25 protein-coding genes are annotated in these 26600 nt (G+C 71.9%); 21 read left to right on the top strand and 4 right to left on the bottom strand.

Annotated elements, in window-relative coordinates; genetic code table 11:
* The first annotated feature begins 200 nt into the window (after nucleotides 1–200).
* The 3 genes from QSK36_RS29730 to aspS are packed head-to-tail and all read left to right on the top strand — an operon-like array spanning nucleotide 201 to nucleotide 3888.
* Nucleotides 201–884, top strand: a complete 684-nt coding sequence (locus QSK36_RS29730) for an MBL fold metallo-hydrolase (protein ID WP_285784782.1) — start codon at nucleotides 201–203, stop codon at nucleotides 882–884.
* Nucleotides 884–2140, top strand: coding sequence for a histidine--tRNA ligase (gene hisS / locus QSK36_RS29725; RefSeq protein WP_285784648.1), 1257 nt, complete (start codon nucleotides 884–886; stop codon nucleotides 2138–2140). The genes QSK36_RS29730 and hisS overlap by 1 nt, the downstream gene beginning before the upstream one ends.
* Nucleotides 2137–3888, top strand: a complete 1752-nt coding sequence (gene aspS, locus QSK36_RS29720) for an aspartate--tRNA ligase (protein WP_285784647.1) — start codon at nucleotides 2137–2139, stop codon at nucleotides 3886–3888. Before hisS ends, aspS begins: the two co-directional genes overlap by 4 nt.
* A gap of 58 nt (nucleotides 3889–3946) precedes the next feature.
* Here the strand turns inward: aspS and QSK36_RS29715 are convergent, their stop codons facing one another.
* Nucleotides 3947–4867 (bottom strand): peptidylprolyl isomerase, encoded by a 921-nt coding sequence (locus tag QSK36_RS29715; RefSeq protein ID WP_285784646.1) that lies wholly within the window; start codon nucleotides 4865–4867, stop codon nucleotides 3947–3949.
* A gap of 215 nt (nucleotides 4868–5082) precedes the next feature.
* On the opposite strand from QSK36_RS29715, the gene QSK36_RS29710 reads away from it, so the two are divergent.
* From QSK36_RS29710 to QSK36_RS29630, 17 genes are all read left to right on the top strand, one after another.
* Nucleotides 5083–5550, top strand: a complete 468-nt coding sequence (locus tag QSK36_RS29710) for a DUF2231 domain-containing protein (protein WP_285784645.1) — start codon at nucleotides 5083–5085, stop codon at nucleotides 5548–5550.
* Nucleotides 5551–5566: 16 nt separating this feature from the next.
* Nucleotides 5567–6886, top strand: coding sequence for a replication-associated recombination protein A (locus tag QSK36_RS29705; protein WP_183537200.1), 1320 nt, complete (start codon nucleotides 5567–5569; stop codon nucleotides 6884–6886).
* Nucleotides 6887–7036: 150 nt separating this feature from the next.
* Entirely contained in the window at nucleotides 7037–7519 is a 483-nt protein-coding gene (locus QSK36_RS29700; protein WP_183537202.1) for a DUF948 domain-containing protein, read from the top strand.
* Nucleotides 7516–7785 (top strand): hypothetical protein, encoded by a 270-nt coding sequence (locus QSK36_RS29695; RefSeq protein WP_183537204.1) that lies wholly within the window; start codon nucleotides 7516–7518, stop codon nucleotides 7783–7785. The genes QSK36_RS29700 and QSK36_RS29695 overlap by 4 nt, the downstream gene beginning before the upstream one ends.
* Before the next feature lies 1 nt (nucleotide 7786).
* Complete coding sequence (gene alaS / locus QSK36_RS29690; protein WP_285784644.1) at nucleotides 7787–10459, top strand: alanine--tRNA ligase; 2673 nt, start codon at nucleotides 7787–7789, stop codon at nucleotides 10457–10459.
* 7 nt (nucleotides 10460–10466) lie between these two features.
* Entirely contained in the window at nucleotides 10467–10970 is a 504-nt protein-coding gene (gene ruvX, locus QSK36_RS29685) for a Holliday junction resolvase RuvX (RefSeq protein ID WP_183537208.1), read from the top strand.
* Complete coding sequence (gene mltG, locus QSK36_RS29680) at nucleotides 10967–12001, top strand: endolytic transglycosylase MltG (RefSeq protein ID WP_285784643.1); 1035 nt, start codon at nucleotides 10967–10969, stop codon at nucleotides 11999–12001. Before ruvX ends, mltG (QSK36_RS29680) begins: the two co-directional genes overlap by 4 nt.
* Before the next feature lie 198 nt (nucleotides 12002–12199).
* A complete protein-coding gene (gene mltG / locus QSK36_RS29675; RefSeq protein ID WP_285784642.1) occupies nucleotides 12200–13354 on the top strand; it encodes an endolytic transglycosylase MltG in 1155 nt (384 codons plus the stop codon).
* Entirely contained in the window at nucleotides 13351–14190 is an 840-nt protein-coding gene (locus QSK36_RS29670; protein ID WP_183537214.1) for a shikimate dehydrogenase, read from the top strand. The genes mltG (QSK36_RS29675) and QSK36_RS29670 overlap by 4 nt, the downstream gene beginning before the upstream one ends.
* A gap of 207 nt (nucleotides 14191–14397) precedes the next feature.
* The gene (gene infC, locus QSK36_RS29665; protein WP_182899018.1) at nucleotides 14398–15075 is read left to right on the top strand and encodes a translation initiation factor IF-3; all 678 of its coding nucleotides are present in this window, start codon (nucleotides 14398–14400) and stop codon (nucleotides 15073–15075) included.
* A gap of 141 nt (nucleotides 15076–15216) precedes the next feature.
* Nucleotides 15217–15411: a 50S ribosomal protein L35 gene (gene rpmI, locus QSK36_RS29660; protein ID WP_030504936.1), complete on the top strand. Its 195-nt coding sequence runs from the start codon at nucleotides 15217–15219 to the stop codon at nucleotides 15409–15411.
* A 22-nt stretch (nucleotides 15412–15433) separates the two neighbouring features.
* On the top strand, nucleotides 15434–15814 hold the full coding sequence (rplT, locus tag QSK36_RS29655) for a 50S ribosomal protein L20 (RefSeq protein ID WP_139575007.1): 381 nt from the start codon (nucleotides 15434–15436) through the stop codon (nucleotides 15812–15814).
* 71 nt (nucleotides 15815–15885) lie between these two features.
* Nucleotides 15886–16719 (top strand): TrmH family RNA methyltransferase, encoded by an 834-nt coding sequence (locus QSK36_RS29650; RefSeq protein ID WP_183537216.1) that lies wholly within the window; start codon nucleotides 15886–15888, stop codon nucleotides 16717–16719.
* Nucleotides 16720–16815: 96 nt separating this feature from the next.
* Entirely contained in the window at nucleotides 16816–17910 is a 1095-nt protein-coding gene (locus QSK36_RS29645) for a sensor histidine kinase (RefSeq protein WP_183537218.1), read from the top strand.
* A 338-nt stretch (nucleotides 17911–18248) separates the two neighbouring features.
* The gene (pheS, locus tag QSK36_RS29640; protein WP_182899015.1) at nucleotides 18249–19349 is read left to right on the top strand and encodes a phenylalanine--tRNA ligase subunit alpha; all 1101 of its coding nucleotides are present in this window, start codon (nucleotides 18249–18251) and stop codon (nucleotides 19347–19349) included.
* On the top strand, nucleotides 19349–21919 hold the full coding sequence (locus QSK36_RS29635) for a phenylalanine--tRNA ligase subunit beta (protein WP_183537222.1): 2571 nt from the start codon (nucleotides 19349–19351) through the stop codon (nucleotides 21917–21919). Before pheS ends, QSK36_RS29635 begins: the two co-directional genes overlap by 1 nt.
* A gap of 123 nt (nucleotides 21920–22042) precedes the next feature.
* Nucleotides 22043–22741, top strand: a complete 699-nt coding sequence (locus tag QSK36_RS29630) for a response regulator transcription factor (protein ID WP_183537514.1) — start codon at nucleotides 22043–22045, stop codon at nucleotides 22739–22741.
* Here the strand turns inward: QSK36_RS29630 and QSK36_RS29625 are convergent.
* From QSK36_RS29625 to QSK36_RS29615, 3 genes are read right to left on the bottom strand one after another with little or no spacing between them, the layout of a single operon-like run.
* Entirely contained in the window at nucleotides 22710–23936 is a 1227-nt protein-coding gene (locus QSK36_RS29625) for a sensor histidine kinase (RefSeq protein WP_285784641.1), read from the bottom strand. The genes QSK36_RS29630 and QSK36_RS29625 overlap by 32 nt on opposite strands.
* Complete coding sequence (locus tag QSK36_RS29620; protein WP_285784640.1) at nucleotides 23929–25299, bottom strand: FtsX-like permease family protein; 1371 nt, start codon at nucleotides 25297–25299, stop codon at nucleotides 23929–23931. Before QSK36_RS29620 ends, QSK36_RS29625 begins: the two co-directional genes overlap by 8 nt.
* Before the next feature lie 5 nt (nucleotides 25300–25304).
* The gene (locus QSK36_RS29615; protein WP_285784639.1) at nucleotides 25305–26057 is read right to left on the bottom strand and encodes an ABC transporter ATP-binding protein; all 753 of its coding nucleotides are present in this window, start codon (nucleotides 26055–26057) and stop codon (nucleotides 25305–25307) included.
* Nucleotides 26058–26346: 289 nt separating this feature from the next.
* On the opposite strand from QSK36_RS29615, the gene QSK36_RS29610 reads away from it, so the two are divergent.
* Nucleotides 26347–26592 (top strand): hypothetical protein, encoded by a 246-nt coding sequence (locus tag QSK36_RS29610; protein ID WP_182899010.1) that lies wholly within the window; start codon nucleotides 26347–26349, stop codon nucleotides 26590–26592.
* Nucleotides 26593–26600: the final 8 nt, after the last annotated feature.

The following is a 26600-nucleotide window of genomic DNA, read 5'->3' as shown; positions in this document are numbered from 1 at the left end:
CCACACCCGGGAGGTGCTCCGGGAACGGCGACCTGTTCTATAGCATCCGGCTCGACTGCTCCAAGAATGACTATTGAGGTGGGCGAATCGTATCGGCTGACGGGTATTGGTTCGCAGCCTGCCGACCCGCACCGGTACCCTTCGGTTACATTCGCTCGCGCAATCCTTGATTGATCCGTAGAGACGCAGAGGCCGCTTCCGTGCTCGTCGCCGGGTTTCCCGCAGGGTCGTTCCAGACCAACTGTTACGTCGTCGCTCCCGCAGCAGGCGAGGAGTGCGTGGTCATCGACCCAGGTCAGGATGCCGTGGAGGATCTCGACGCGCTGCTGCGCGAGCACCGGCTGAAGCCGGTCGCGGTGCTGCTCACCCACGGTCACATCGATCACGTGTGGTCGGTGGCCCCGGTGTGCGGCGCCCGCGACGTGCCCGCGTGGATCCACCCGGAGGACCGCGATCTGCTGTCGGACCCGGCGAAGGGGTTCCCGCCGCAGGCGGGCCAGGCGTTCGGCGGGCTGAAACTTTCCGAGCCCGACGACGTGCGGGAGCTGGCCGACGGGGCTGTGCTGTCGCTGGCCGGGCTCGAGTTCACGGTCGAGCACAGGCCGGGCCATACCAGGGGGTCGGTGACGTTCCGGACGCCCGTCGAGGACTTCCAGGTCCTGTTCGCGGGCGACCTGCTGTTCGCCGGCTCCATCGGCCGTACCGACCTGCCCGGCGGCGACTACGCCGCCATCCTGCGCAGCCTCGCCGAGACGCTGACGCTGCCGGACGAGACCACGGTCCTGCCCGGCCACGGACCTCAGACGACCATCGGCCGCGAGCGCGCGACCAACCCCTTCCTCAGGGACGTCGCGCCGCACGCCGGCCCGACCAGGGGATTGTGATGACCTTTCAGGCGCCCAAGGGCACCTTCGACTGGATGCCCCCGCGTTCGGAGTGGGCTCTCGCCGTACGGGACGCCCTGGCCGCGCCGGCCCGCCGCGCCGGCTACGGCTACATCGAGACGCCGGCCTTCGAGGACACGGCGCTGTTCTCGCGCGGCGTCGGCGAGTCGACCGACATCGTGACCAAGGAGATGTACACGTTCACGAGCCGGGGCGGCCAGTCGCTGACACTGCGCCCCGAGGGCACCGCGAGCGTGATGCGGGCCGTGCTCGAACACGGCCTGTACGGCGGGCCGCTGCCGATCAAGCTCTGGTACTCGGGCAGCTACTTCCGCTACGAGCGGGCCCAGGCGGGGCGCTACCGCCACTTCTCCCAGGTGGGGGCGGAGGCCCTGGGGGCCGAGGACCCGGCGCTCGACGCCGAGCTGATCGTGCTGGCGATGGACGGCTACGCCTCGCTGGGCCTGCGCGGCGTCCGGCTGCTGCTGAACTCGCTGGGCTGCAAGGAGTGCCGCCCGGCCTACCGCGCCGCGCTGCAGGACTTCCTGCGCGGCCTGGACCTCGACGAGCCCACCCGCGACCGGATCGAGATCAACCCGCTGCGGGTGCTCGACGACAAGCGCCCCGAGGTGCGCGCGCAGCTGGAGAACGCGCCGCTGGTCACCGATCACCTGTGCGGGGCCTGCAAGGCCTACCACGAGGAGGTCAGGGGCCTGCTGACGGCCGCCGGCGTGGCGTACGAGGACGACCCCCGGCTCGTGCGCGGCCTGGACTACTACACGCGTACGACCTTCGAGTTCCTGCACGACGGCCTGGGCGCCCAGTCGGCGGTCGGCGGGGGAGGACGCTACGACGGGCTGAGCGAGCAGATCGGCGGCCCGGCGCTGCCGAGCGTGGGCTGGGCCCTCGGGGTGGACCGCACGGTGCTGGCGATGGAGGCCGAGGGCCTGCTGGCCGAGCGCCCCCGCGGCGTCGAGGTGTTCGCCGTGCCGCTCGGCGAGGAGGCCAGGCGGCGCGTGTTCCCGCTCGTGAGCGAGCTGCGCCGGGCCGGTCTCGCGGTCGACATGGCCTTCGGCGGCCGTGGCGTCAAGGGCGCGATGAAGGCCGCCGACCGCAGCGGCGCGCGGTACGCGCTCATCCTCGGCGACCGAGATATCGAGGCGGGCGCCGTGCAAGTGAAGGACCTGACCACAGCCGACCAGACCGCGGTTCCGCTCGCGGAGGTCGTCGAGTTCTTGAAGGGGAAACTCTCGTGATCCGCACCCACGAGGCAGGCACGCTCCGCAAGGAGCACGCGGGCCAGAAGGTGACGCTCGCCGGATGGGTGGCGCGTCGGCGCGACCACGGCGGCGTGGTCTTCATCGACCTGCGCGACGCCTCCGGCTCGGCCCAGGTGGTCTTCCGGGAGGAAGACCACGCCCACGACCTGCGCGCGGAGTACTGCGTGAAGGTCACAGGCGAGGTACGCCAGCGCCCGGCCGGCAACGAGAACCCCGATCTGCCCACGGGCGAGATCGAGGTCGTCGCCTCCGAGGTGGAGGTGCTGAGCGAGTCGGCGCCGCTGCCGTTCCCGATCGAGGGCAGCGCGGGCGTGTCGGAGGAGGCGCGGCTGAAGTACCGCTACCTCGACATCCGCCGCCAGCGGATCGCCGACGCGCTGCGGATGCGCTCGCAGGCGACTTACCTCGCCAACGAGGTCATGCGCGAGCGCGGGTTCGTCTACGTCGAGACCCCGAACCTGACCCGCTCGACACCCGAGGGCGCCCGCGACTTCCTGGTGCCCGTACGGCTCCAGCCGGGCAACTGGTACGCCCTGCCGCAGTCGCCGCAGCTGTTCAAGCAGCTCCTCATGGTCTCCGGCCTGGAGCGCTACTACCAGCTCGCCCGCTGCTTCCGCGACGAGGACCTGCGGGCCGACCGGCAGCCCGAGTTCACCCAGATCGACATCGAGATGTCGTTCGTGGACCAGGACGACGTGATCGAGCTGGGCGAGGCGCTCATCGGGCGGATCTGGAAGGAGACGCTCGGCTACGAGCTGCCCACGCCGCTGCCCCGGATGACGTACGCCGAGGCGATGGCGCGGTATGGCTCGGACAAGCCGGACCTGCGCTTCGGTGTCGAGCTGACCGACCTCACGGCCTACTTCTCCGGCACCTCGTTCCGCGTCTTCCAGGCGCCGTACGTGGGAGCGGTCGTGATGCCGGGCGGCGCCTCGCAGACCCGCAGGGAGCTCGACGCCTGGCAGGACTGGGCCAAGTCGCGCGGCGCGCGCGGTCTCGCGTACGTGCTGGTGCAGGAGGACGGCACGCTGGGCGGCCCGGTGGCCAAGAACCTCTCGGAGACCGAGCTGGGCGGCCTCGCCGGGGCGACCGGCGCCAAGCCCGGCGACGCGGTCTTCTTCGCGGCCGGCGCGCCCGCGGCCTCCCGCGACCTGCTCGGCGCGGCCCGCCTGGAGATCGGCCGCCGCTGCGACCTGATCGACGAGTCGCAGTGGTCGTTCCTGTGGATCGTCGACGCCCCCATGTTCGAGGAGGACGGAGAGGGCGGCTGGACCCCGGTCCACCACCCGTTCACCTCTCCGAAGCCGGAGTGGGCCGACAACTTCCAGGACAACCCCGGCGAGGCCCTGGCCTACGCCTACGACATGGTCTGCAACGGCATGGAGATCGGCGGCGGCTCGATCCGTATCCACCGCGCCGAGATGCAGCAGCGCGTGTTCGACGTGCTCGGCATCTCCAAGGAGGAGGCCGAGAGCAAGTTCGGCTGGCTGCTCGAGGCGTTCAAGTACGGCCCGCCGCCGCACGGCGGCATCGCCTACGGCTGGGACCGCGTCTGCATGCTGCTGGCGGGCGGTGAGTCGATCCGGGACGTGATCGCGTTCCCGAAGACGGCGTCCGGCTACGACCCGCTGAGCGGGGCGCCCACCCCGATCAGCGTGGAGCAGCGCAAGGAGGCCGGCGTGGACGCCACGCCGAAGGCCGACAAGCCCGAGTCCGCGCAGTAGAACGCGAGACGGCCCCCGCGACACCGGTCGCGGGGGCCGTCCTGTGTCCGGGGCCCGGTCAGACGATGGCCACGTCCTTGATCACGACCTTCTTCTTGGGGGCGTTGGAGCCCTCGCCCCGCACGTCGGCCGTGGGGTCGCCGTTGAACGGGATGATCCCGCCCTTGGCGATCTTGTCGATGACGTTCATCCCCTTGCTCACCACGCCGATCATCGTGAAGGCGGCGCCCGCTGCGGTCAGCTGGGAGTTCTCGTCGGTGAAGGAGATGAAGAACTGGCTGCCGTTGGAGTTGGCGTCCTCCGTGGCCTGCGCCAGCCCGACGGTTCCCCGGACGAGCGGCATGCCGCCGAGGTTCTCGTCGTCGAACAGGTAGCCGGGGCCGCCCGCGCCGTCTTCCTTGCGCTTGCCGTTGCCCGTGGCCAGGGGGTCGCCGCACTGCAGCATGCCGAGGCCGACGGTCTCCACCGTCGCGAGGCGGTGGCAGACGGTGTTGTCGTAGAAGTTCTTACTCGCCAGGAACGCGAGCGAGTTCACCGCGCACGGCACGTCCTTGGTGGCCAGGTCGATGACGATCTCACCCTGGTTGGTCGTGATGATCATCTGCTTGGCCAGGATGACCCTCCTGGTCAGCTTGCTGGGCGGGAAGCCCACGTTCTTCGACGGGGCGCCCGTGTCGTCCTTGCGGTACTGGCAGGTGACCTGACGCAGGTCGGTGGGCCTGGCCGTCGGCGTGGGGCCGGCCAGCTCGGTGTGCTGCACCGTGGGACCCTCGGAGTCGGAGGCCGAGGGTGAGGCCGAGGGAGTGGCCTTGGCTGTGTTGCCGGCCGAGCCGTCACTGCAGGCCGCCAGGCTGCCCGCCAGCACGAGGAGCCCCAGCCCGGCGCCGAGGGTGCCACGCAGGCGGCGACGGGGGGTGGTCGCGCGCCCGGCCGTGCTCACGTGCGAAGCCGGTTGCTTCTGCCGATCAGTGTCGGTCACCGCTATGCCTTCCCTTTCCCCTTTTATTACGACTGAGGCGCCACTCTATCCGTGATCCCGTCGGCTTCGTGTAAAGCAGGCGTCCCAGGGGTATCACGACAGTTTGCGCTCATCTTGCTCTCAGATCCGCCTGGGAACCTCCTGCTCAGCGAATCCGTATACCGGGGGACGGCCCGCAAACCGCGCCCCGGCCGCCGTCTCAGGAGCGATGCACGATGTTCGACCAGGTCTTCGGACTCCCGGCCCATGCCCTCCTCGTCCACGCGGCGGTGATCTTCGCGCCGCTGCTCGCGGTGCTGTCGATCGCGTACGCCGCGCTGCCCCGCCTGCGGCACAAGCTCGACTGGGCCCTGGTGGCGACCGCCGTGGTGGCGCTCGGCTCGGTGTTCGTGGCCAAGGAGAGCGGGGAGGCGCTGGAGCACCGGATGTTCCAGGGCCACCCCTCTGACGCGATTGAGGTCCACAGCGGGCTCGCCGAGATCCTGGTGCCGGTGACCGCGGTGCTCACCGTCGTGTCCCTGGTGATGGTGTGGCTCACCCGGGCCCGCCGCGCCCCCGAGGGCGCCGGTTCGCGGGCCCTCACCCTGGTCGTGTCGGCCGCCGCCGTGATCCTCGCCCTGGCCGTCGGCTACTACGCCGTACGGACCGGGCACACGGGCGCGACGGCCGTCTGGAGCGAGTGACGGTAGTGTCGGCGATGTGGAGAGCCTGTTCGACTCGGCCGCCGAGGAGGCGCACCGGGGCCAGGAGCCGCTGGCCGTGCGGATGCGGCCGCGCTCGCTTGAGGAGGTGATCGGCCAGCGGCACCTGCTGGGGCCCGGTACGCCGCTGCGCCGGCTGGTGGAGAGCGACGCCCCGATGTCGCTGTTCCTGTGGGGACCCCCGGGCACCGGCAAGACCACGCTGGCGTACGTCGTGGCGGGCGCGACCAAGCGGAGGTTCGTGGAGATCTCGGCCGTCTCCGCCGGGGTCAAGGACGTGCGCGCCGCCATCGACCAGGCCCGCCGCGAGCTCGGCATGACCGGCAGGCAGACCGTGCTGTTCGTGGACGAGGTCCACCGGTTCAACAAGGCGCAGCAGGACGCGCTGCTGCCCGCGGTGGAGAACCGCTGGGTCACGTTCATCGGCGCGACGACGGAGAACCCGTTCTTCTCCGTCATCTCCCCGCTGCTGTCCCGCTCGCTGCTGCTCACCCTGGAGCCGCTGGCCGAAGACGACGTCCGCGCCGTCCTGCAGCGCGCGGTGGCCGACCCGCGCGGCCTCGGCGGGCGCGTCACGCTGCACCCCGACGCCCTCGACCAGCTCGTACGGCTGGCCGGCGGCGACGCGCGGCGCTCGCTGACCTACCTGGAAGCCGCCGCGATGCTGGCCGACGAGGTCACGGCGGAGGTCACGGTGGAGGTCGTGGAGAAGGCCGTCGACAAGGCGGCCGTGCGCTACGACCGGCAGGGCGACCAGCACTACGACGTGGTCAGCGCGTTCATCAAGAGCATGCGCGGCTCGGACGCCGACGCGGCGCTGCACTACCTCGCCCGGATGGTGGAGGCGGGGGAGGACCCGCGGTTCGTCGCCCGACGGATCGTGATCTTCGCGAGCGAGGACGTGGGGATGGCCGATCCCACGTGCCTGCAGGTCGCGGTGGCCGCCGCCCAGGCCGTGGAGTTCATCGGCCTGCCCGAGGGCAGGATCAACCTCGCTCAAGCGGTCATCCACTGCGCGCTGGCGCCCAAGTCGAACGCGGTCGTGAAGGCGATCGGCGCGGCCTCCGACGACGTGCGGCGCGGCATGGTGGGCCGCATCCCCGACCACCTGCGCGACGCCCACTATCCGGGCGCGAAGAAGCTCGGCCACGGCAGGGGCTACCAGTACCCGCACGACTTCGAACACGGCCTCGTCCGCCAGGACTACGCGCCCGAGGAGCTGCGGGAGCGCCGCTACTACGAGCCGACCACGCACGGCGCGGAGGCGCGGTTCGCCGAGCGCTGGGCGAAGATCCGGAGCTTCCTGCGCGGCGGCTGAGCACCGCCGGTCTGCGGTCCGGTGTGTGTGATGCGGAGCGGCCTAGGTGTGTGATGCGGAGCAGCCCAGGTGTGTGGTGCGGAACGGCGGGCAGGTCGTTCGCGGTAAGGTCTTGCCATTCCAGCTCCGTTGATCTAGGGAGATCGGCACATGCTTACCGCGGGAGAGCTGGCGGGCCTCGTGGTCGCCATTTTCTGGGTGATCCTGGTCTGCTTCATGGTCGTCGTGCTGGTCAGACTGGCCAGACTGCTGACCGAGACCCGCAAGTCGGTGGCCGAGCTGAGCGACCGCATCGCCCCGCTCCTCGACGACATGAGCCAGACCGTCTCCGAGGCCAACCGGCGGCTGGTGGCCGCCGAGGAGATCACGGACAACATGCGTGACGTCAGCGGCAACATGGTCAAGATCACCGGGGTGGCGTCCACGCTGTTCGCCGGTCCGGTGCTCAAGATCTCCGCCTTCAGGGACGGCTTCCGCCTGGCGCTGGCCCGGCGCGCCGCCCGCAGGGTCCCGGCCCGGCGGGTCGCCCGCGGCGGCCCCCGCACCGGCCCTCGAACCGGAGACAGGATCAGCGAGCGGCACACGGCCGAGCGCGCCGTGGAGCGCCGGGCGATCGGGAGGGGACGCGGATGATCCGGCGGCTCTTCTACATGTCCCTGGGCGCGTTCCTCGCGGTCTGGACCATGCGTAAGCTTCAGTCGTTGCGGCCCGACCACGTGGCCAGGCGCACCGCCGACCGCGCGGTGACCCTCGCCGACCAGCTCAGGGACTTCGCCGGCGAGGTGCGCCGGCTGTCGGCGAGCAGGGAAACCGAGTTGCGTGCCGAGCTCGGGCTCGACACGGTTGATGTAACCACCACCGGCAAGAACAGAATCTACGACGTAAAGGACGGCCGCTGAAATGGAGTCGGCAGAGATCGCGCGCCGCTTCCTGCGCTTCTTCGAGGAGCGCGGGCACACAGTCGTGCCCTCGGCCAGCCTGGTCGCCGAGGACCCGACACTGCTCCTCGTGAACGCGGGGATGGTCCCGTTCAAGCCCTTCTTCCTGGCGCAGCAGACGCCGCCGTACCGGCGGGCGACGAGCGCGCAGAAGGTCATGCGCACCCTCGACATCGACGAGGTCGGCAAGACCACCCGGCACGCCAGCTTCTTCCAGATGCTCGGCAACTTCTCCTTCGGCGACTACTTCAAGGAGCAGGCGATCCCGTTCGCCTGGGAGCTGCTCACCCGGTCCGAGTCCGAGGGCGGCTTCGGCTTCCCCGAGGACCGCCTGTGGGCGACCGTCTACCTGGACGACGACGAGGCCCAGGACATCTGGCACCGCAAGGTGGGCCTGCCGCTCGACCGCATCCAGCGCCGCGACCTCGCCGACAATTACTGGCACATGGGCGTCCCCGGGCCCGGCGGGCCGTGCTCGGAGATCTACTACGACCGCGGCCCCGAGTACGGCCGCGAGGGCGGGCCGATCGCCGACGAGAACCGCTTCCTCGAGGTGTGGAACCTCGTCTTCATGCAGTTCCAGCTCAGCAAGGTCCGCAGCAAGATCGACTTCGACGTGGCGGGCGAGCTGCCGGCCAAGAACATCGACACCGGCATGGGCCTTGAGCGCATGGCGGCGATCCTGCAGGGCGTCGACAACATCTACGAGATCGACACGACGTACAAGATCCTCGATACGGCGGCCGAGCTCACCCGGTCGCGCTACGGGCGCGACAAGCGCGCCGACGTGTCGCTGCGGGTGGTCGCCGACCACATGCGGGCGGGCGTCATGCTCGTCGGCGACGGCGTGCTGCCGTCCAACGAGGGCCGCGGCTACGTGCTGCGCCGCATGCTGCGCCGCGCGATCCGCAACCTCCGCCTGCTCGGCGCGGGCGAGGAGCGGCACATGCACGCGCTCACCGCCGTCACCATCGACGTGATGGGCGAGCAGTACCCCGAGCTCAAGGCAGACGCCGCCAACATCCACACGGTCATCGACGCCGAGGAGGCGTCGTTCCTCGGCACGCTCCGCACCGGTACGGCGATCTTCGACGTCGCGGTGGAGGAGACCAAGCGCAAGGGCGCCGCGACGCTCAGCGGCGACCAGGCGTTCCAGCTCCACGACACCTACGGCTTCCCGATCGACCTCACCCTGGAGATGGCGGCCGAGCAGGGCCTCCAGGTGGACGAGGAGGGCTTCCGCCGGCTCATGAAGGAGCAGCGGGACCGGGCCAAGGCCGACGCCGCGGCGAAGAAGACCGGCAACGCCGACATCTCGGTGTTCACCGGCATCCTGGAGAAGGCTGGAAAGGTCGACTTCCTCGGTTACGACCACACCACCGCCGAGGCCAACGTCATCGGCCTGCTCGTCGACGGCGCGTCCGTCCCGGCGGCCGGCGCGGGGACCACGCTGGAGGTCGTGCTCGACCGCACCCCGTTCTACGCGGAGGGCGGCGGTCAGCTCTCCGACCAGGGCCTGATCCGCACCGGCGGCGCGGAGATCGAGATCGTGGACGTCCAGTCGCCGGTGGCCGGCCTGGTCGTGCACCGCGGCAAGGTGCGCACCGGCGAGGTGCGGGTCGGCGACCAGGCACAGGCCGACATCGACCTGGAGCGGCGCCGCGCGATCTCCCGCAGCCACACCGCGACCCACCTGGTCCACCGCGGGTTCCGCAACGCCCTCGGCGAGTCGGCGGCCCAGGCGGGCTCGGAGAACTCCCCGGGCCGCTTCCGCTTCGACTTCACCGCGGCCGGGGCCGTCTCCCCGTCGATGCTGCGCGACGTCGAGGACGAGGTGAACGCCGTCCTGATCAACGACCTCAAGGTCAACGCGTTCTACACCAGCCAGGCGCAGGCCCGCGCGATGGGCGCGCTCGCGCTGTTCGGCGAGAAGTACGGCGACGAGGTCCGGGTGGTCGAGGTCGGCGACTACTCCCGCGAGCTGTGCGGCGGCACGCACGTGGCCAGCTCCGGCCAGCTCGGCCTGGTGAAGGTGCTGGGCGAGTCGTCCATCGGCGCGGGCGTGCGCCGTGTGGAGGCGCTCGTCGGCCTCGACGCGTTCCGGTTCCTGGCCCGCGAAAGCGTGCTGGTCGCCCAGCTCAGCGAGCAGCTCAAGACCCGCCGCGAGGAGCTGCCCGAGCGCATCGAGGGCATCGTCACCCGGCTGCGCGCAGCGGAGAAGGAACTGGAGAAGGTCCGCTCGGCCCAGGTGCTCGCGGTGGCCGGCGAACTCGCCGCGCAGGCCCGCGACGTGCAGGGCGTCTCCGTGGTGACGCACCGCGCGCCTGATGGCACCTCCGCCGACGACCTGCGTAAACTCGCCCTCGATGTGCGCGGCAGGTTCCCTGGCGACCGCGCCGCGGTCGTCGTCGTCTCCGGCGTCCCCTCCGACCGGCCGGTCGTCGTCGCCGCGGTCAACGAGGCGGGACGCGAGCGCGGCCTGAAGGCGGGCCGGCTCGTCGGCGTCGCCGCCAAGGCACTCGGGGGTGGCGGTGGCGGCAAGGACGACGTGGCCCAGGGCGGCGGCACGCGGCCCGAGGCGATCGGCGACGCGCTTCGCGCGGTCGAGGAGGCCATCTCCTCCGCGGTGGCGTGAGCGGCCGATGAGGCACGGCGTCAGGATCGGGGTCGACGTCGGCTCCGTCCGCATCGGCGTGGCCCGCAGCGACCCGTCGGGTCTGCTGGCCACGCCGGTGGAGACCGTACGGCGCGGCCGCGGCGACCTGGCGAGGATCACGGAGATCGTGGCCGAGCACGAGGCGATCGAGATCGTGGTCGGGCTGCCCACGTCGCTGTCGGGCAGGGAGAGCCACGCCGCCGGGGCCGCGCGCGAGTTCGCCGCGCGACTGGCCGCCCGGGTGGCTCCGGTCCCGATCCGGCTGGTGGACGAACGGCTCACCACGGTCAGCGCCCAGCAGGGCCTGCGTTCCAGCGGCGTGAAGGCCCGCAACCAGCGTGACGTGATCGACCAGGCGGCGGCCGTCGTGCTGCTGCAGGCCGCGCTCGACGGCGAACGGGCCACCGGCAATCCCCCCGGCAGACCTCTCGAACCACCGCGGCCCGGCAACGGGCCAGGTGAGGAAGCGAGCGGCGGGACCGCACGGTGAAGCGGACCGCGGCCGCCTTGGCCGGGGGTCTCGCCCTGGTCGCGGTGGCGGTGGCGTACGGCGTGCACCAGGTGGTCGGGCAGTCCGACAAGGCCCCCGACTACTCCGGCGGCGGCTCGGGCACGGTCACGGTCGAGATCACGCCGGGGGCGAGCGCCGGCGAGATCGGCGAGACGCTGGAGCGGGCCGGCGTGGTGGCCAGTGCCCAGTCGTTCGTCGAGCAGGTGATCACGCGCTCCAAGGAGAGCGGCCTGCACCCGGGCCGTTACACCCTGCGGCGTCGCATGGCCGCCGAGAGCGCCCTCGATCTGCTGCTCTCGCCCGCCAGCAGGGTCGTGCGCACGGTCACCGTGCCCGAGGGGCTGCGCACGAGCGAGGTGCTGCGCACGCTCGCGGACCGGACCGGCATCCCCCTGAAGGACTTCGCCGAAGCCGTCGCCGAGCCCCGGCGCCTGCGCCTGCCCGCGTATGCCGAGGGGACGGCCGAGGGCTTCCTGTTCCCCGCGACGTACGAGATCGAGCCGGGGATGACCGCCGTCGATCTGCTCAGGAAGATGACGGCCCGGTTCCGCGTCGCCGCCGCGAAGGTGAAGCTGGAGGAGCTGGCGCCGCGCGTGCGGCTCACGCCCAAACAGGCGGTGACGGTCGCCAGCATCGTGCAGGCCGAGGGCGGCGTCCCGGCCGACTACCCCAAGATCGCCAGAGTGGTGTACAACCGTCTCGCGCGCGGCGCGAAGCTGGAGATGGACAGCACGGTCAACTACGCGCTGAACCGCCACACCCTCAAGGTCAGCACCCAGGACACGCGGGTCGAGTCGCCCTACAACACCTACGCGCGCCCCGGGCTGCCGCCCGGGCCCATCGGCAACCCGGGGGAGAGCGCGCTCGCGGCCGCCCTCCACCCCGCCGAGGGCACGTGGTACTGGTTCGTGACCACCGATCCCCGGCGTAAAATCACCAAATTCACTGACAAAGAGGCGGAGTTCAGGAAATATCGGGAGGAGCTGAACAGGTATCTCGGGACGAACTGATCGTTCCCCGGGGCATCCGCGCGGCGCCGCCCGCGGGGTTCCGGAGCGCGCCCGGTGCGTCCGCACGGCCCCGCCGCCCCCGGGCGGGGCTCCATATATCGGGAACGCCCCCCGCGGAACCCCCTGTCCCGAACCCCCTCGGTTTGGCACACTCGCTTGACGGGAGGCCTCTCGTACCGAGAGATTGGCCAGCGCACTATGAATGATCTGGACATGGACTTCCTGCTCGGCGCCGAGGACGACGACGGTTCTCCCCGGCGCCGGCCCTCTGGCAGCCGGACCCAGCAGCGGCGCAGCCGCAGACGCCGCAAGAAACAGCGGCGCAAGGGCAGGGTCGCCACGCTGTTCGCCGTCGTGATCATCGTCGGGGTCCTCGGCGGCCTCGGCTACTTCGGGTTCACCTGGGCGCGCGGCGTGATGATCCCCAAGGACTACACCGGGGAGGGCCGCGGGGAGGTCGTCGTCGAGATCGAGGAGGGCGCGAGCGCCACCGACGTCGCCCAGATGCTGGAGGACCAGGGCGTCGTGGCCAGCGCCCGGGCGTTCATCAACGCCATCGGCGCAGCGGGCAAGAGTTCCTCGCTCCAACCGGGTCAGTATGAGATGCGCAAGGGCATGTCCGCGGAGTCCGCTCTGGCCCTGCTCGACCCCAAGAACCGCGTGCTCAACCGGCTGACGATCCGCGAGGGACTGCGGCTCAGCAAGATCTACGAGGAGCTGTCGACCGCCACCGGCAAGCCGGTCGAGGACTTCAAGAAGGCCGCCCGCACCGACATCGGGCTTCCCTCGTACGCCAAGGGCCGTCTGGAGGGCTTCGCGTTCCCGGCCACGTACGAGATCAGCAGCAAGCTCACCCCGCAGCAGATCCTCACCAAGATGGTCGACCGGTTCAACCAGACCGCGGATCGGGTCGACCTGGAGGCACAGGCGAAGCAGCTCGGCTTCAGCGCCAGGCAGATCATCATCATCGCCAGCATCGTGCAGGCGGAGTCCGGCAGCGCCGAGGACATGCCGAAGGTCGCCAGGGTCGTCTACAACCGGCTGACCTCCAACCCCCAGATGAAGCTGGGCATGGACAGCACGGTCATGTACGGCCTGAACAAGTACGGCATCGCGGCCTCGCACGCCGACCTGGAGAGCACCTCGCGGTACAACACCTACAAGTACTTCGGCCTGCCGCCCGGCCCGATCGCCAACCCCGGCGACCACGCGATCGAGGCCGCGCTGCACCCGGCGGACGGCAACTGGCTGTACTTCGTGACGGTCGACCCGAAGCGGGGCATCACCAAGTTCACCGACAAGGAGACGGAGTTCTGGAAGCTCCGCGACGAGTTCAACAGGAACAACAAATGACCGTGACCGGCCGCCGGGCCGCCGTGCTGGGCTCCCCGATCGCGCACTCGCTGTCCCCGGTGCTGCACCGGGCGGCGTACGCGGCGATGGGCCTGGCGGACTGGCGCTACGACGCGATCGAGTGCGCCGAGGACGGGCTGGCCGACCTGGTCGGCGGGCTCGGCCCGGAATGGGCGGGGCTGTCGCTCACGATGCCGCTCAAACGCGCCGTGCTGCCGCTGCTCGACACCGTCTCCGAGCTCGCCGTGGCGGTCGGCGGCGCCAACACGGTGGTGTTCCGCGACGGCGCGCGCCACGGCGAGAACACCGACGTGTACGGCATCGTCCAGGCGCTCGCGGAGGCGGGCGTCCCCGCGCCCGCCTCGGCGGTGATCCTCGGCGGCGGCGCCACCGCGGCCTCGGCCGTCGCCGCCCTGCGGGAGACGGGCCTCGCGGAGGTCACGCTGGTCGTGCGCGACCCGGACCGCGCGGGAGAGACCCTGCGGGTCGCCGAGCGCCTCGGCACCACGGTGACCGTGCGCTCCTTCGGCGACTTCGACCCCGCGGCCGACCTGGTCGTCTCCACGCTGCCGTCCGGCGCGGCCGACGCGCTGGCCGAACGGGTCGCGGCCCGCCTGCCCGAGAAGGCGGCTCTGTTCGACGTCGTCTACGCGCCCTGGCCGACGGCGCTGGCCGCGGCCGTACGCGCGCGGGGGCGCACCGTGATCGGCGGCTTCCCGATGCTGCTGCACCAGGCGGTGCGGCAGGCCGAGCTGATGACCGGCCGCGCGGACGTGCCGGTGGAGGCGATGCGCGCCGCCGGCGAGGCCGAGATCGCCCGGCGCGCGGCCACCTGAGCGGCACCGTGACGCCCCCCGTGGCGGCCCCTGTGGTGGCCTTGGAATACGTCGGGGGGCCTTCGGGTTTGTGGTAACGTAGGAACTCGATCGGTCCGGCATGAGCTGGACGCGCAAGCGGAGGTCCTCCTCCCACCTGCTTCGCCGAAAGGCGGACGGGTCCAGGATCACACCGGAGTTTTCGGCAGGAGAGCTCAGTGACCCCGCATGCGTGACGTGCGGGGTTTTGTTTTTGCTCCGCGCGGTCGAGACAAGCGGAAGTCTTTTGGAGGTCCCATCAGCACCGAGCCCCGCATCAACGACCGTATTCGCGTGCCCGAGGTGCGCCTCGTCGGCCCGAACGGCGAACAGGTCGGCATCGTCTCCATCGGCGACGCACTGAAGCTGGCGCAGGAGAGCGATCTCGACCTGGTGGAGGTTGCGGCCACGGCCCGCCCGCCCGTCTGCAAGCTCATGGACTACGGCAAGTTCAAGTACGAGTCGGCCATGAAGGCGCGCGAGGCCCGTCGCAACCAGGCGCACACGATCATCAAAGAGATCAAGCTCCGGCCGAAGATCGACCCGCACGACTACGAGACCAAGAAGGGTCACGTCGTGCGCTTCCTGAAGGCGGGAGACAAGGTCAAGGTCACGATCATGTTCCGGGGTCGCGAGCAGTCCCGGCCGGAACTGGGCTTCCGGCTCCTGCAGCGCCTCGCCGAGGACGTCACCGACCTGGGGTTCGTCGAGTCGCAGCCGAAGCAGGACGGTCGCAACATGATCATGGTGATCGGGCCGCACAAGAAGAAGGCCGAGGCGAAGGCCGAGAAGGCCGCCGCGAAGGCCCGCGGCACCGACCAGCAGGAGGCGGAGCCCGCCGAGGAGCAGGCCGCGCAGCCGCAGTGACGCCCGCCTGAACCACCAGGCGGGGCGCCGCAGACGTACACGGAAACCGAGACCGGGGCGGTCTCGCGGAGTAAGGCAGGCCGCCGGCCCGGGTTACCGGCCCGGGCCGTCGGCACGGACGAAAGAGGAGAGACGGCTGAGATGCCGAAGATGAAGACGCACAGCGGTGCGAAGAAGCGGTTCCGGCTCACCGGATCCGGCAAGGTTGTCCGCCGCCGCGCCAACCGGCAGCACCTGTTCGAGCACAAGCCGTCCACTCGCACGCGCCGTCTCGAGGGTGTCGTCGTCATGTCCGACGCCGACACCAAGAAGATCAAGAAGCTGCTCGCGAAGTAACGACCCGGGGAGATAGAACAACATGGCACGCGTGAAGCGGGCGCTCAACGCCAAGAAGAAGCGCCGGGTCGTTCTCGAGCGGGCGAGCGGTTACCGCGGGCAGCGGTCGCGGCTCTACCGCAAGGCCAAGGAGCAGATGCTCCACTCGATGACCTATGCGTACCGGGACCGCAAGGACAAGAAGGGCACGTTCCGCCGGCTGTGGATCCAGCGGATCAACGCCGCCGCCCGCGCGAACGGCATCACCTACAACCGGTTCATCCAGGGCCTGCGCCTGGCCGGCATCGAGGTGGACCGCAAGATCCTCGCGGACCTCGCGGTGAACGACACGCAGACCTTCGCCACGCTGGTCGAGTCCGCCAGGAAGGCGCTCCCGTCCGACGTGAACGCGCCGGTCGCCTGACACCTGCGCAAAGACGAGGGCTCGCCGCCTGCGGCGGGCCCTCATTCACGTCAAGGGGGAACAAGCGGGGCATGGCGGAGCTCACCAATATCAAGTCGCCGCGCGTCAAGGCGGCCCGCAGGTTGACCAAGCGGGCTTTCCGGGACCGCGACCGGGCGTTCCTGGCGGAGGGGCCGCAGGCGGTCCGCGAGGCCCTCGCGCTCAAGGACGTCACGGTCGAACTGTTCACGACGGTCGAGGCGGAGACGCGGCACGCCGACATCGTGGCCGCCGCCGTGGCGGCGGGCGTCCCGGTACACCACGCGAGCGGCGAGGTCATGTCGGAGCTGACCCAGACGGTCACCCCGCAGGGCCTGCTGGCCGTGTGCAGGTTCGTGCACGTCCCGCTGGCCGAGGCGGTGCCGCGGGGGGCCCGGCTGGTGGCGATCCTCGCCCACGTGCGCGATCCCGGCAACGCGGGCACGGTCCTGCGTACGGCCGACGCCGCGGGCGCCGACTCGGTGGTGTTCACCGACGCGTCGGTGGACCCGTACAACGGCAAGTGTGTGCGGGCCAGCGCGGGCAGCCTGTTCCACCTGCCGGTCGTGACCGGCACTCCCGTGGCGGACGCCGTACGGCACGCGCGGGAGGCGGGGCTGCGCGTGCTCGCGGCCGACGGCGCGGGCACCCGGACGCTCGACGAGGTCGCCATGGACGTGCCCACCGCCTGGCTGTTCGGCAACGAGGCGTGGGGCCTGCCGCCCGAGCTCCTCGCGCTGGCCGACGAGGTGGTGCGCGTCCCGATCTACGGGCGGGCGGAAAGCCTCAATCTCGCCACCGCTGCCGCGGTCTGCCTGTACGCCTCCGCGCGCGCTCAGCGGCAGACCTTACATTCCGTGGAAGATCCCACTACCCCCGCGCTCTGAGGCTGCTGCCGAGCCCGGGAAACCCGCTATTGTCGGCGAAGGAGTCGCGCAGGACGCGGCGGCGCGCGCAGTTCCGGAGCTCGAGGAGGCGGTCTCGTGCGAGGTGACGACACCCCCGGCGGCGCCCTTGAGGGGGACGCCGGAGGGCGGGCGCGCATCGACGTCGACGACCTTCCCGACGGCCTCGTCGCCACCGACGCCGACGGCGTGATCCTGATGGTCAACCGGGCCGCCGAGCGGCTGACCGGGGTGACCCGCGAGGCGGCGGTGGGCAGGCTCATCGGCGACGTGCTGCCGATGCGCGACCAGGACGGCCGCGACTGGTGGAAGTGGCTCGACCCGCAGGGCGGGCTGTCCATCCGCAGCCGCCAGCCGGAACGGCCGCTGCACCTGCCCGGCCGCCAGGAGATGCTCGTCGCCGCGCGCTTCGTCCGCACGCCGCCGCGCGGCGGACGCGTGGAGCGCGTCGTGATCACGCTGCGCGACGCCTCGGCGCGCGCCCGGATCGAGCGCAGCCGCGCCGACCTGGTCTCGACCGTGGCCCATGAGCTGCGCTCGCCGCTGACCAGCGTCAAGGGGTTCACCGCGACACTGCTGGCCAAGTGGGAGCGCTTCACCGACGCCCAGAAGCGCGTCATGCTGGAGACGGTCAACGCCGACGCCGACCGGGTGACGCGGCTGATCACCGAGCTGCTCGACGTCTCGCGCATCGAGTCGGGCAGGGTGGAGATCCACCGCCAGATCGTGGACGTGCCGGCCCGGGCCCGTAAGATCATCGCGGGCCGGGTGGCGGCGGGGGAGCCGGAGGACCGCTTCCGGCTGGAGGTCCTCGGCGAGCTGCCGGAGATGTGGCTCGACCAGGACAAGATTGACCAGATTCTCGCGAACCTGGTGGAAAACGCGGTGCGCCACGGACGCGGTACGGTGACCATAGTGGTGGAGCCGGTCGAATGGGGTGTGGCGGTGTCGGTGCGGGACCAGGGTGAGGGCGTGGCGCCCGAGCTGGTCGGCCGCGTCTTCCGCCAGTTCTGGCGGGGAAACGGCCGCCGCCGCGGGGGGACCGGACTCGGGCTGTTCATCGTCAAGGGCCTCGTCGAGGCCCACGGCGGCACCATCAGCGTGCAGCGCGCGCCCGGCGGCGGCGCGGAGTTCCGATTTACCTTGCCCACCGGCACCCCTGACTTCGCCTGAGCCTTTTCCACATGGCCGTCGCACAGGCCGTGGCGCGCGAAGGACGGCCCGGTGGGCTGATCGGACGGGTTCCCTGACCGGCAAGATTTGCCCGGACGGAGCGGTGTCCGGAGTGGTGCGTCGCAAGGCGGAGGAGGAGTCGATAACAGCGTTATCGGCCGCTGCAACCCCGGGCCCCGCGGAAATTCTGAGCTTGCGAGGAATTTTCGTGGGTGGGGCGACAACGCCGCGAGGTGCCGCTCCGGGCGACGCGACGGGGCAAGGATTGACGGGATGGGCACTAAACTGACCACGCTGAGCGCAGGGCGCTCGCAGGCCCCTGGATACGGAGCTCTCTCTTGTCGAACACCTATGACCCGGTCGAGGTGACGCCGCTGCACGCCGACGAGGTCGCGCGGGCGCAGGCCGACGCTCTCGCCGCCATCGCCGCGGCGCGCGACCTCGACGATCTGAAGCAGGCCAGGCTGACGCACGTGGGCGACCGCTCGCCCATCGCACTGGCGAACCGTGAGATCGGCGCACTGCCGCCCGCCGCGCGCGCCGAGGCGGGCAAGCGGATCGGCGCCGCGCGCAAGGCGATCGGCGAGGCGCTCGCCACGCGCCAGACCGAGCTGGAGGCGGAGCGGGACGCGCGGGTCCTCATCGAGGAGACGGTCGACGTCACGCTGCCCTGGGACCGCGCGCCGCGCGGCGCCCGGCACCCGCTGACCACCCTGCAGGAGCGCATCGCCGACGCGTTCGTGGCGATGGGTTACGAGGTGGCGGAGGGGCCCGAGCTCGAAGGCGAGTGGTTCAACTTCGACGCGCTGAACATCGCCCCCGACCACCCGGCCAGGTCCGACCACGACACGTTCTTCGTGGAGAGCGTCGACTCCGGGAAGGTGCTGCGCACCCAGACCTCGCCGGTGCAGATCAGGGCCCTGCTGTCGCGCCCGCTGCCGGTGTACGTGGTGTCGCCGGGCAAGACCTTCCGCACCGACGAGCTGGACGCCACGCACACGCCGGTCTTCCACCAGGTCGAGGGCCTGGCGGTCGACAAGGGCCTGACGATGGCCCACCTGAAGGGCACACTCGACCGGTTCGCCGAGGTGATGTTCGGCGCGGGGATCACCACCCGCTTCCGGCCGCACTACTTCCCGTTCACCGAGCCGTCGGCCGAGCTCGACCTGCGCTGCTTCGTCTGCCGCGGCTCCTCGGCGGTGCCGGGCAACCCGCCCTGCCGCACCTGCAAGTCGGAGGGCTGGATCGAGTGGGGCGGCTGCGGCATGGTCAACCCGCGCGTGCTGCTCGCCTGCGGCGTCGACCCCGCCGTCTACTCGGGATTCGCCTTCGGCATGGGCGTGGAGCGGACGCTGATGTTCCGCCACAACGCCGAGGACATGCGTGACATGGTCGAGGGCGACATCCGGTTCACCCTGCCGTTCGGAATGGAGGTCTGATGAAGGTCCCGCTTTCATGGCTGCGGGAGTACGTCGATCTCCCCGCGGTCACCGCCCAGGAGGTGGCCGACCGGCTCACCGCCGCCGGCCTCAAGCTGGAGGCCATCCACTCGCACGGCCACGAGATCAAGAACGTCGTGGTCGGCCGGGTCCTCGAGATCGAGGAGCTGGCCGGGTTCAAGAAGCCCATCCGGCACTGCAAGGTCGAGGTGGGGGAGGCGACGCCGCGCGAGATCGTGTGCGGCGCGACGAACTTCTCCGAGGGCGCCGTGGTCCCGGTCGCGCTGCCCGGCGCGGTGCTCCCCGGCGGTTTCGAGATCGGCTCCCGCAAGACCTACGGGCGTCTCTCCGACGGCATGATCTGCTCGGAGGCCGAGCTCGGCATCGCCGAGTCCTCCCCGGGCATCCTGCTGCTGCCGCAGGACACCCCGATCGGCGCCGACGTGGTCGAGCTGCTCGGCCTGCGTGACGACGTGCTCGAACTGGAGGTCGCGACCGACCGCGGATACGCCCTGTCGATCCGCGGCGTCGCGCGTGAGGCGGCCATCGCGTTCGGCGTGCCGTTCCGCGACCCTGCCGCGAGCGAGGCGGAGTCCGGGGGCGGGGAGTCCTGGCCCGCGGCGATCGCCGACCCCACCGCCTGCGACCGGTTCGTGCTGCGCTCGGTCACCGGCTTCGACCCGGCCGCCGAGTCTCCGCTGTGGATGCGGGTGCGGCTGGCCCGCGCCGGCATGCGCTCGGTCTCGCTGGCCGTCGACATCACCAACTACGTGATGCTGGAGCTCGGCCAGCCCCTGCACGCCTTCGACCGGTCGCGTCTGTCCGGCCCGATCGTCGTACGGCGGGCCCGGCCGGGGGAGACGCTGGAGACGCTCGACCACGTGGTGCGCACGCTCCACGACGAGGACATCCTCATCACCGACGACTCGGGCCCGATCTCGATGGCCGGCACGATGGGCGGCCTGCACACGGAGATCTCCGAGACCTCGACCGACATCGTCATCGAGGCGGCGCACTTCTCCGCCACCGGCATCGCCCGCGAGTCGCGGCGGCACAACCTCGTGAGCGAGGCGTCCAAGCGGTTCGAGCGCGGCGTCGACCGCGAGCTGCCCCTGGCCGCGTCGTGGCGTGCCGTCCAGCTCCTGGTCGAGCTGGGCGGGGCCGTCGCCGGTCCCGGAGTGACCCACGCCCAGGTGGAGGTCTCGCCGGTGCGGATCACCATCCCGGCCGACCACCCCAGCCGGGTGGCGGGCGTGACGTACGAGCGGGAGAGCGTGATCCGCAGGCTGGAGCAGATCGGCTGCGTGGTGACGGAGGGCGCCGCCCCCGCCGCGACGGCCGGGCACGGCGTCGCGGCCACCGGCGTGCTCGCCTCCGGCGACCTCGCCGACCGGCTGGCCGTCCACGGCGACGACCTGATCACGGTCACGCCGCCGACGTGGCGCCCCGACCTGACCGACCCGAACGACCTCGCGGAGGAGGTCATCCGGCTTGAGGGGTACGACCTCATCCCGTCGGTGCTGCCGCCCGCTCCTGCCGGGGGCGGGCTGACCGAGGCGCAGCGGCTGCGCCGCCGGGTGGGCGGCGCCCTGGCCCACGCGGGATACGTGGAGGTGCTCGCCTACCCGTTCATGGGGCCGCGCGACCTCGACAATCTGCTGCTGCCCGAGCAGGACCCCCGCAGGCGGGCGACCCGGCTGGTCAACCCGCTCAGCGAGGACGAGCCGTACATGCGGACCACGCTGCTGCCGGGCCTGCTGAAGATCCTGGTGCGCAACGTGGGCCGCGGCTTCGCCGACGTGGCGCTGTTCGAGTCCGGGCTGGTCTACCGGCCCGAGCCGCAGGCCCCGGCGACGGCTCCGGTCCTCCCGGTCGACCGCAGGCCCACGGAGGAGGAGCTGGCGGCGATCGAGACGGCGCTGCCGAGGCAGCCGCTCCGGGTGGCCGTGGTGCTGGCGGGTGAGTTCGAGCGCTCCGGCTGGTGGGGCGAGGGCCGGCAGGCGTCCTGGGCGGACGCCGTCGAGGCGGCCCGCACGGTCGCGCGGGCGGCGGGCGTGGAGCTCGGCGTCCGGGCCGACCAGCACGAGCCGTGGCATCCCGGGCGGTGCGCCGCGCTGACCGTCACCGACGCCGAGACCGGCGAGCCGGTGCTGGTCGGTCACGCCGGCGAGCTGCACCCCCGGGTCGTCGAGGCCTACGGGCTGCCGCCGCGCACCTGCGCGATGGAGCTGGAGCTGTCGCTGCTCAGCCCCGACGGGCCGGTGCAGACGCCCGCCGTGTCCGCCTACCCGGTGGCCACGCAGGACGTCGCGCTGACCGTCGCCGCCTCCACCCCGGTCGCCGAGGTCGAGGCCGCCCTCCGGGCCGGGGCGGGCGAGCTGCTGGAGTCGATCCGGCTGTTCGACGTCTACACCGGCCCGCAGGTGGGCGAGGGCAACAAGTCCCTGGCGTACACGCTGCGGTTCCGGGCGCCCGACCGCACGCTCACGGTCGAGGAGACCACGGCGGCGCGCGACGCCGCCGTCGCTCTCGCCGCAGAGCGCACCGGAGCCCAGCTCCGCGGCGCCTGAGCATGATCGCCTGAGCGGGTGCCGGCACGGTGTGAATCGACACGGTGCCGGCACCCGCCGCTGTTTCGCGGCCACAGCACCGAGCAGCGCCGGCCGTCGGCCGGGTCCCATAATGGCGTCGTGATGGACAGGCGGCTGCGCGTGGTACTGGCCGAGGATTCCGTCGTGCTCCGTGACGGGATGGCCGAGCTGCTCGGCGTCCGGGGATGCGAGGTGGTGGCCACCGCCGGGACGGCGCCCGAGTTGCTCGCCGCGGTGGTCGAGCACCGGCCCAGCGTGGCCGTGGTGGACATCCGGATGCCGCCGACGCACACCGACGAGGGCATCCGTGCGGCCGTGGAGATCCGTGCGCGGATGCCCGAGGTCGGCATCCTGGTGTTCTCCCAGCACGTCGAGATCGCCGCGGCCTCCCGGCTGCTGGCGGACGGCGCGGCGGGCATCGGGTATCTGCTGAAGGAACGCGTCGCCCGCACCTCCGAGTTCGTGGACGCGCTGCACCGGGTCGCCGACGGGGGCACGGCGCTCGACCCGGAGGTGGTCACCCGGTTGGTGCGCGGTGGAGGGCGCAGCCGGGTGGACACCTTGACGCCACGCGAGCGCGAGGTGCTGGAGCTGATGGCGCAGGGCCACTCCAACCGTTCCATCGCCGCGCTGCTGGTCGTGTCGGAGCGGGCGGTGGAGAAGCACGTCGCCGCGGTCTTCGCCAAGTTCGGCCTGCGGGCGACAGACGCCGACAACCGGCGGGTGAAGGCCGTTCTCACCTACCTGGCGGAGAGCGGAAGCCGATCTCTCAGCACAGACGAGCCGGCAGCTCGGCGGTGACCACTGTGGGCCCGCCGGGCGGGCTGTCGATCCGCAGGACGCCGTCCACCGCCGCGAGCCGCCCGGCCAGACCGGTCAGACCTGTGCCGGCGCCGAGTGCCGCGCCGCCGCAGCCGTCGTCGCGCACGGTCAGGCTGACCCGGCCGTCGGCCGCGCTGACCGCGAGTTCGGCCGAGCGGGCGTCGCTGTGCTTGGCGACGTTGGTGAGCAGCTCGGCGGCGCAGAAATAGACCGCACGTTCGACTGCCTCGTCCGGACGTTCCCTCAGGTCAAGGCAGACGGTAACCGGCAAGGGCGTAGTGGCGGTGAGCTCCGGCAACGCCTCGCCGAGGCCGTTGTCCAGCGCCGCCGGATGAATGCCCCGCACGAGCCGTCGCAGCTCGGCGATGGTGTCGTCGGTCTGGCCTCGGGCACGGTCCACCAGGGTGCGCAGCCGCCCGAGGTCCGGGCCCTCGGCGGGAACGAGGGCGTCCTCGGCCAGCGAGAGGGTGATGGCCAGGGCGACCAGCCGCGCCTGGGTGCCGTCATGCAGGTCGCGCTCAAGACGGCGAAGCCGGTCGGTGTTCTCCGCCAGGAGGGTGGCGCGGGCGGTCTCCAACTCCCGGACGCGCCGCTGGGCACGGGCCGGGCCGAGCAGCGACCGGGCGAGCCGCCGGTCGACCCCGGTCAGCGCCCGGACCACGCCGGGCACTGCGGACAGCAGAAGCAGGCCCAGCACGACGGAGGCGGCATCCATCCAGGTGATCGGTCGCGGGCCCGGTTCCAGCAGGCGGCCCCAGAGGGGAAAGCCGATCAGCCAACCGCAACCCGGGGGAAGCGCCGCGGCGGCGGCGAACCCGAGCACACCGAGCGGCAACCGTAGCACCAGATACAGCAGCGTCCGCCAGGCGACCGGATCGGTGAGCACGACACGGCCGCGGGCGGCCAGGCCCACCGGGCGGGGCAGCCCGTCCGGGGCTTCGACGCGCTCGCCGAGCAACCGCTGGAGCAGCCACCGGTGCAGTGCGCCGAGCCCACGCGCGCCCAGCAGCGCGGCGGCCACGAACGGCAGGCCGAGCACCGTGAGCGAGAGCAGCGCTCCCGCGTACACAACGGCGAGTGCGTAGACGGCGCCGAGCATCGCGAGCGGCAGCCCGACGACGGCGAAGGCCCATTCGCCACCCCGCACGGAGAAGTACCGGCGCCGCTCAGCCACGGCCACCGCTCACCAGCTCCGCCGCCGGGCCGTGAATCGCCGCCAGGCCCGTGGCCAGGATGCACGGAACGGTCAGCGCCGCCGCGCCCGCGGCGATCCACCCGCAGGCGGCCACCGGGACGGACGGCACCACCGAGCCGGTCACCGCGGTGCTGAACGCCGCCGACGCCGCGCCCGCGACCGCCGTGCCGAGCAGCACACCCACCGCCGCGGTCAGCACCGCCTCCGTGGTCAGCATGCGCAGCAGCTGCGACCGGGTGGCGCCGACCAGTCGCAGCAGGGCGAACTCGCGGCGCCGGTCGGCGGTCACGGCGACCAAGGTGTTGACGGTGGAGACGGCGGCGAAGCAGGCCAGCAGCGCCAACTCGGCCTGGCGCAGCCAGACGTCCGTGGCGGAGGCGACACTGGTCACCGTCCCACTCCCGCTGTGCTCGGCGGTACGTGTCATGATCGCCATGGTGCCCGAGAGTCCCACGAGCAGTGCGACCGGCACCACGGCGGACGAAAACCGCCGCGCGTATCCCCGCAGGTTGGCGTCGGCCAGCCACCCCGCACCCGGCGCCAGAGGTCGTACCGGCGCGCCCGGCGCGGCCGCCAGGACGCGCGCCGCGAGCGGCCCCGCCAGGGCGACCGCGATCAGCAGCACCAGAGCACCGAGCAACGCCGCCTGCCCCGCTTTGTCCGACTGCTCCGGCGGCCGCGTCGCGGCCAGTCGCAGCAGCAGGACGCCGCCGACCAGGGCACCGATTCCGGCGAGCAGGCGTGGCGCACCCGTCCGCCCCTGTTCGGCCGAGCTCGCGGTGAGGGCGGCCGCGGGCGCGATCGCGGTGATCCGCCGGGCGGCGACAGCCGACGCCGCCAGGCCGACGGCGAACGCGGCGGCCAGCGCGACCAGCATCGGCACCGGTGTCCCCGGCACCCGCACGCCCGGCGCCGCCATTCCCCGCCGCTGCAACTCGGTGAGGAGGCGACGGGCCGCCGCCGCGCCGGCGCCCCATCCCGGCGCGGTCACCAGCAACGTCGTCGCGATGACCTGGCCGCGGACCAGCCGCCGTGCCTGACGGGGTGTCGCCGCGATCGTGCGCAGCAGGGCCAGCTCACGATGCTGCTGACGCACCGCGAAACCCAGCGCGTTGACCACCACGAAGAACGCGACGAGCACGGCGATCTCACCGAAGACTCCGGCGATCACCACCAGTCCGGGACCGGCGGGCGCCCCGGGGGTGGCCGCCGAGGCCATGACATCGGCGGCGAACAGCGAGCCGAACAGCGTCACGGTGGCGACGGCGAGGAAGAGCGCGACCGCCAGGCCGATGAAGGCCGCCGGACGCCGACGCATCTGCCCGAGGGCGATCGCGGCCATCACGCTCACCCACCCAACCGGCTCAGGCGTTCGCCGACCTGGGCGGCGGTGGGCCGGTCAAGCTCGTTCACCACCACGCCGTCGGCGAGCAGCAGCACCCGGTCCGCGTAACCGGCGGCCACCGGATCGTGAGTCACCATCACGCAGGTCCGGCCGTCCCGGTCCACACCGGCCCGCAGCAGGGCGAGGATCTCGTGGCCGGTGGCCCGGTCGAGCGCACCCGTCGGCTCGTCGGCGAAAAGCACCTGAGGGCGGGTGAGCAGCGCCCGGGCGATCGCCACCCGCTGCTGCTGCCCACCGGACAGCTGGCCGGGCCGATGCCGCTCTCGCCCGGCCAGCCCCACCCGGGCGAGCGCGTCCAGCACCCGGCCCCGGTCAGGCCGCTCGCCGGCGAGCCGGACGGGAAGCTCAACGTTTTGCGCGACCGTCATCGCCGGCATCAGGTTGAACGCCTGGAACACGAACCCGACCCGGCTGCGCCGCAGTTCCGCCAGCCGCCGCTCCGGCAGCCGGGACACTTCTGTACCGCCCCACCAGACCGAGCCCCGAGTAGGCCGGTCCATCCCCGCAAGGCAGTGCAGCAAGGTGGTCTTGCCGGAGCCCGACGGCCCCATCACCGCCGTGAACGTGCCGGGTGCGAAGGCCACTGACACCCCGCGCAACGCCCGCACCCCGGCAGCCCCGCGCCCGTATTCACGATGCAGGTTCTCCGCGCGGGCGCCTGTTCCCACCTCGATATCTCTCGTGATCTCCGCCATGCCCTCATCCTCGGCGAGCGGGACACGGCGATCGATCGTGCCCGCCCCCGAATTCGGGGTTCGGGAAACCGAACCCCGGTCACCACCGGCACGCCTGTCCTGTCCCGGGCCGCCGACACCTCGCTACTTTGCGGCTCGCCGTGATCTCGGGGATTCTGGACGTTGTGCGCCCGGCGCCGTGGAGAGACGGCGCGGGCAGACTGCGGTGTTCACGCCCGGCCGGCTCGGGATCGGCTGGGCGTTGTCGACCGGTGGGTGACCGGGCGACCTGTCTGTTTGCGGAGGAGCGGTGCGTCACCTGCTGGTGTTCCCCGAGCGGGACAGCGCGGAGGAATCCGCAGAAAGCGTGGCCGAGCTGTTCCCGGCACTCGGCGTTCCCGGCGTCGTCCGTGAGTTGCTCGCGGGCGAGGACGACGCCGAGGACGCCCAGTGGGTGGTCGTCGTGGACGACCCGGACGGCGCCCTCGGCCCGGCCGACCTCGCCCGGCTCGACGCCCTCGCCGAGGAGGGCGAGGGCTGGCGCGAGCCGGGCTGACCGTCGTC

Origin of the sequence: Microbispora sp. NBRC 16548, from assembly GCF_030268985.1 — a bacterium.
GTDB lineage: Bacteria > Actinomycetota > Actinomycetes > Streptosporangiales > Streptosporangiaceae > Microbispora > Microbispora catharanthi.
The sequence above is the reverse complement of the archived record's forward strand: the minus strand, read 5'-3'. Positions and strand labels throughout refer to the sequence as shown.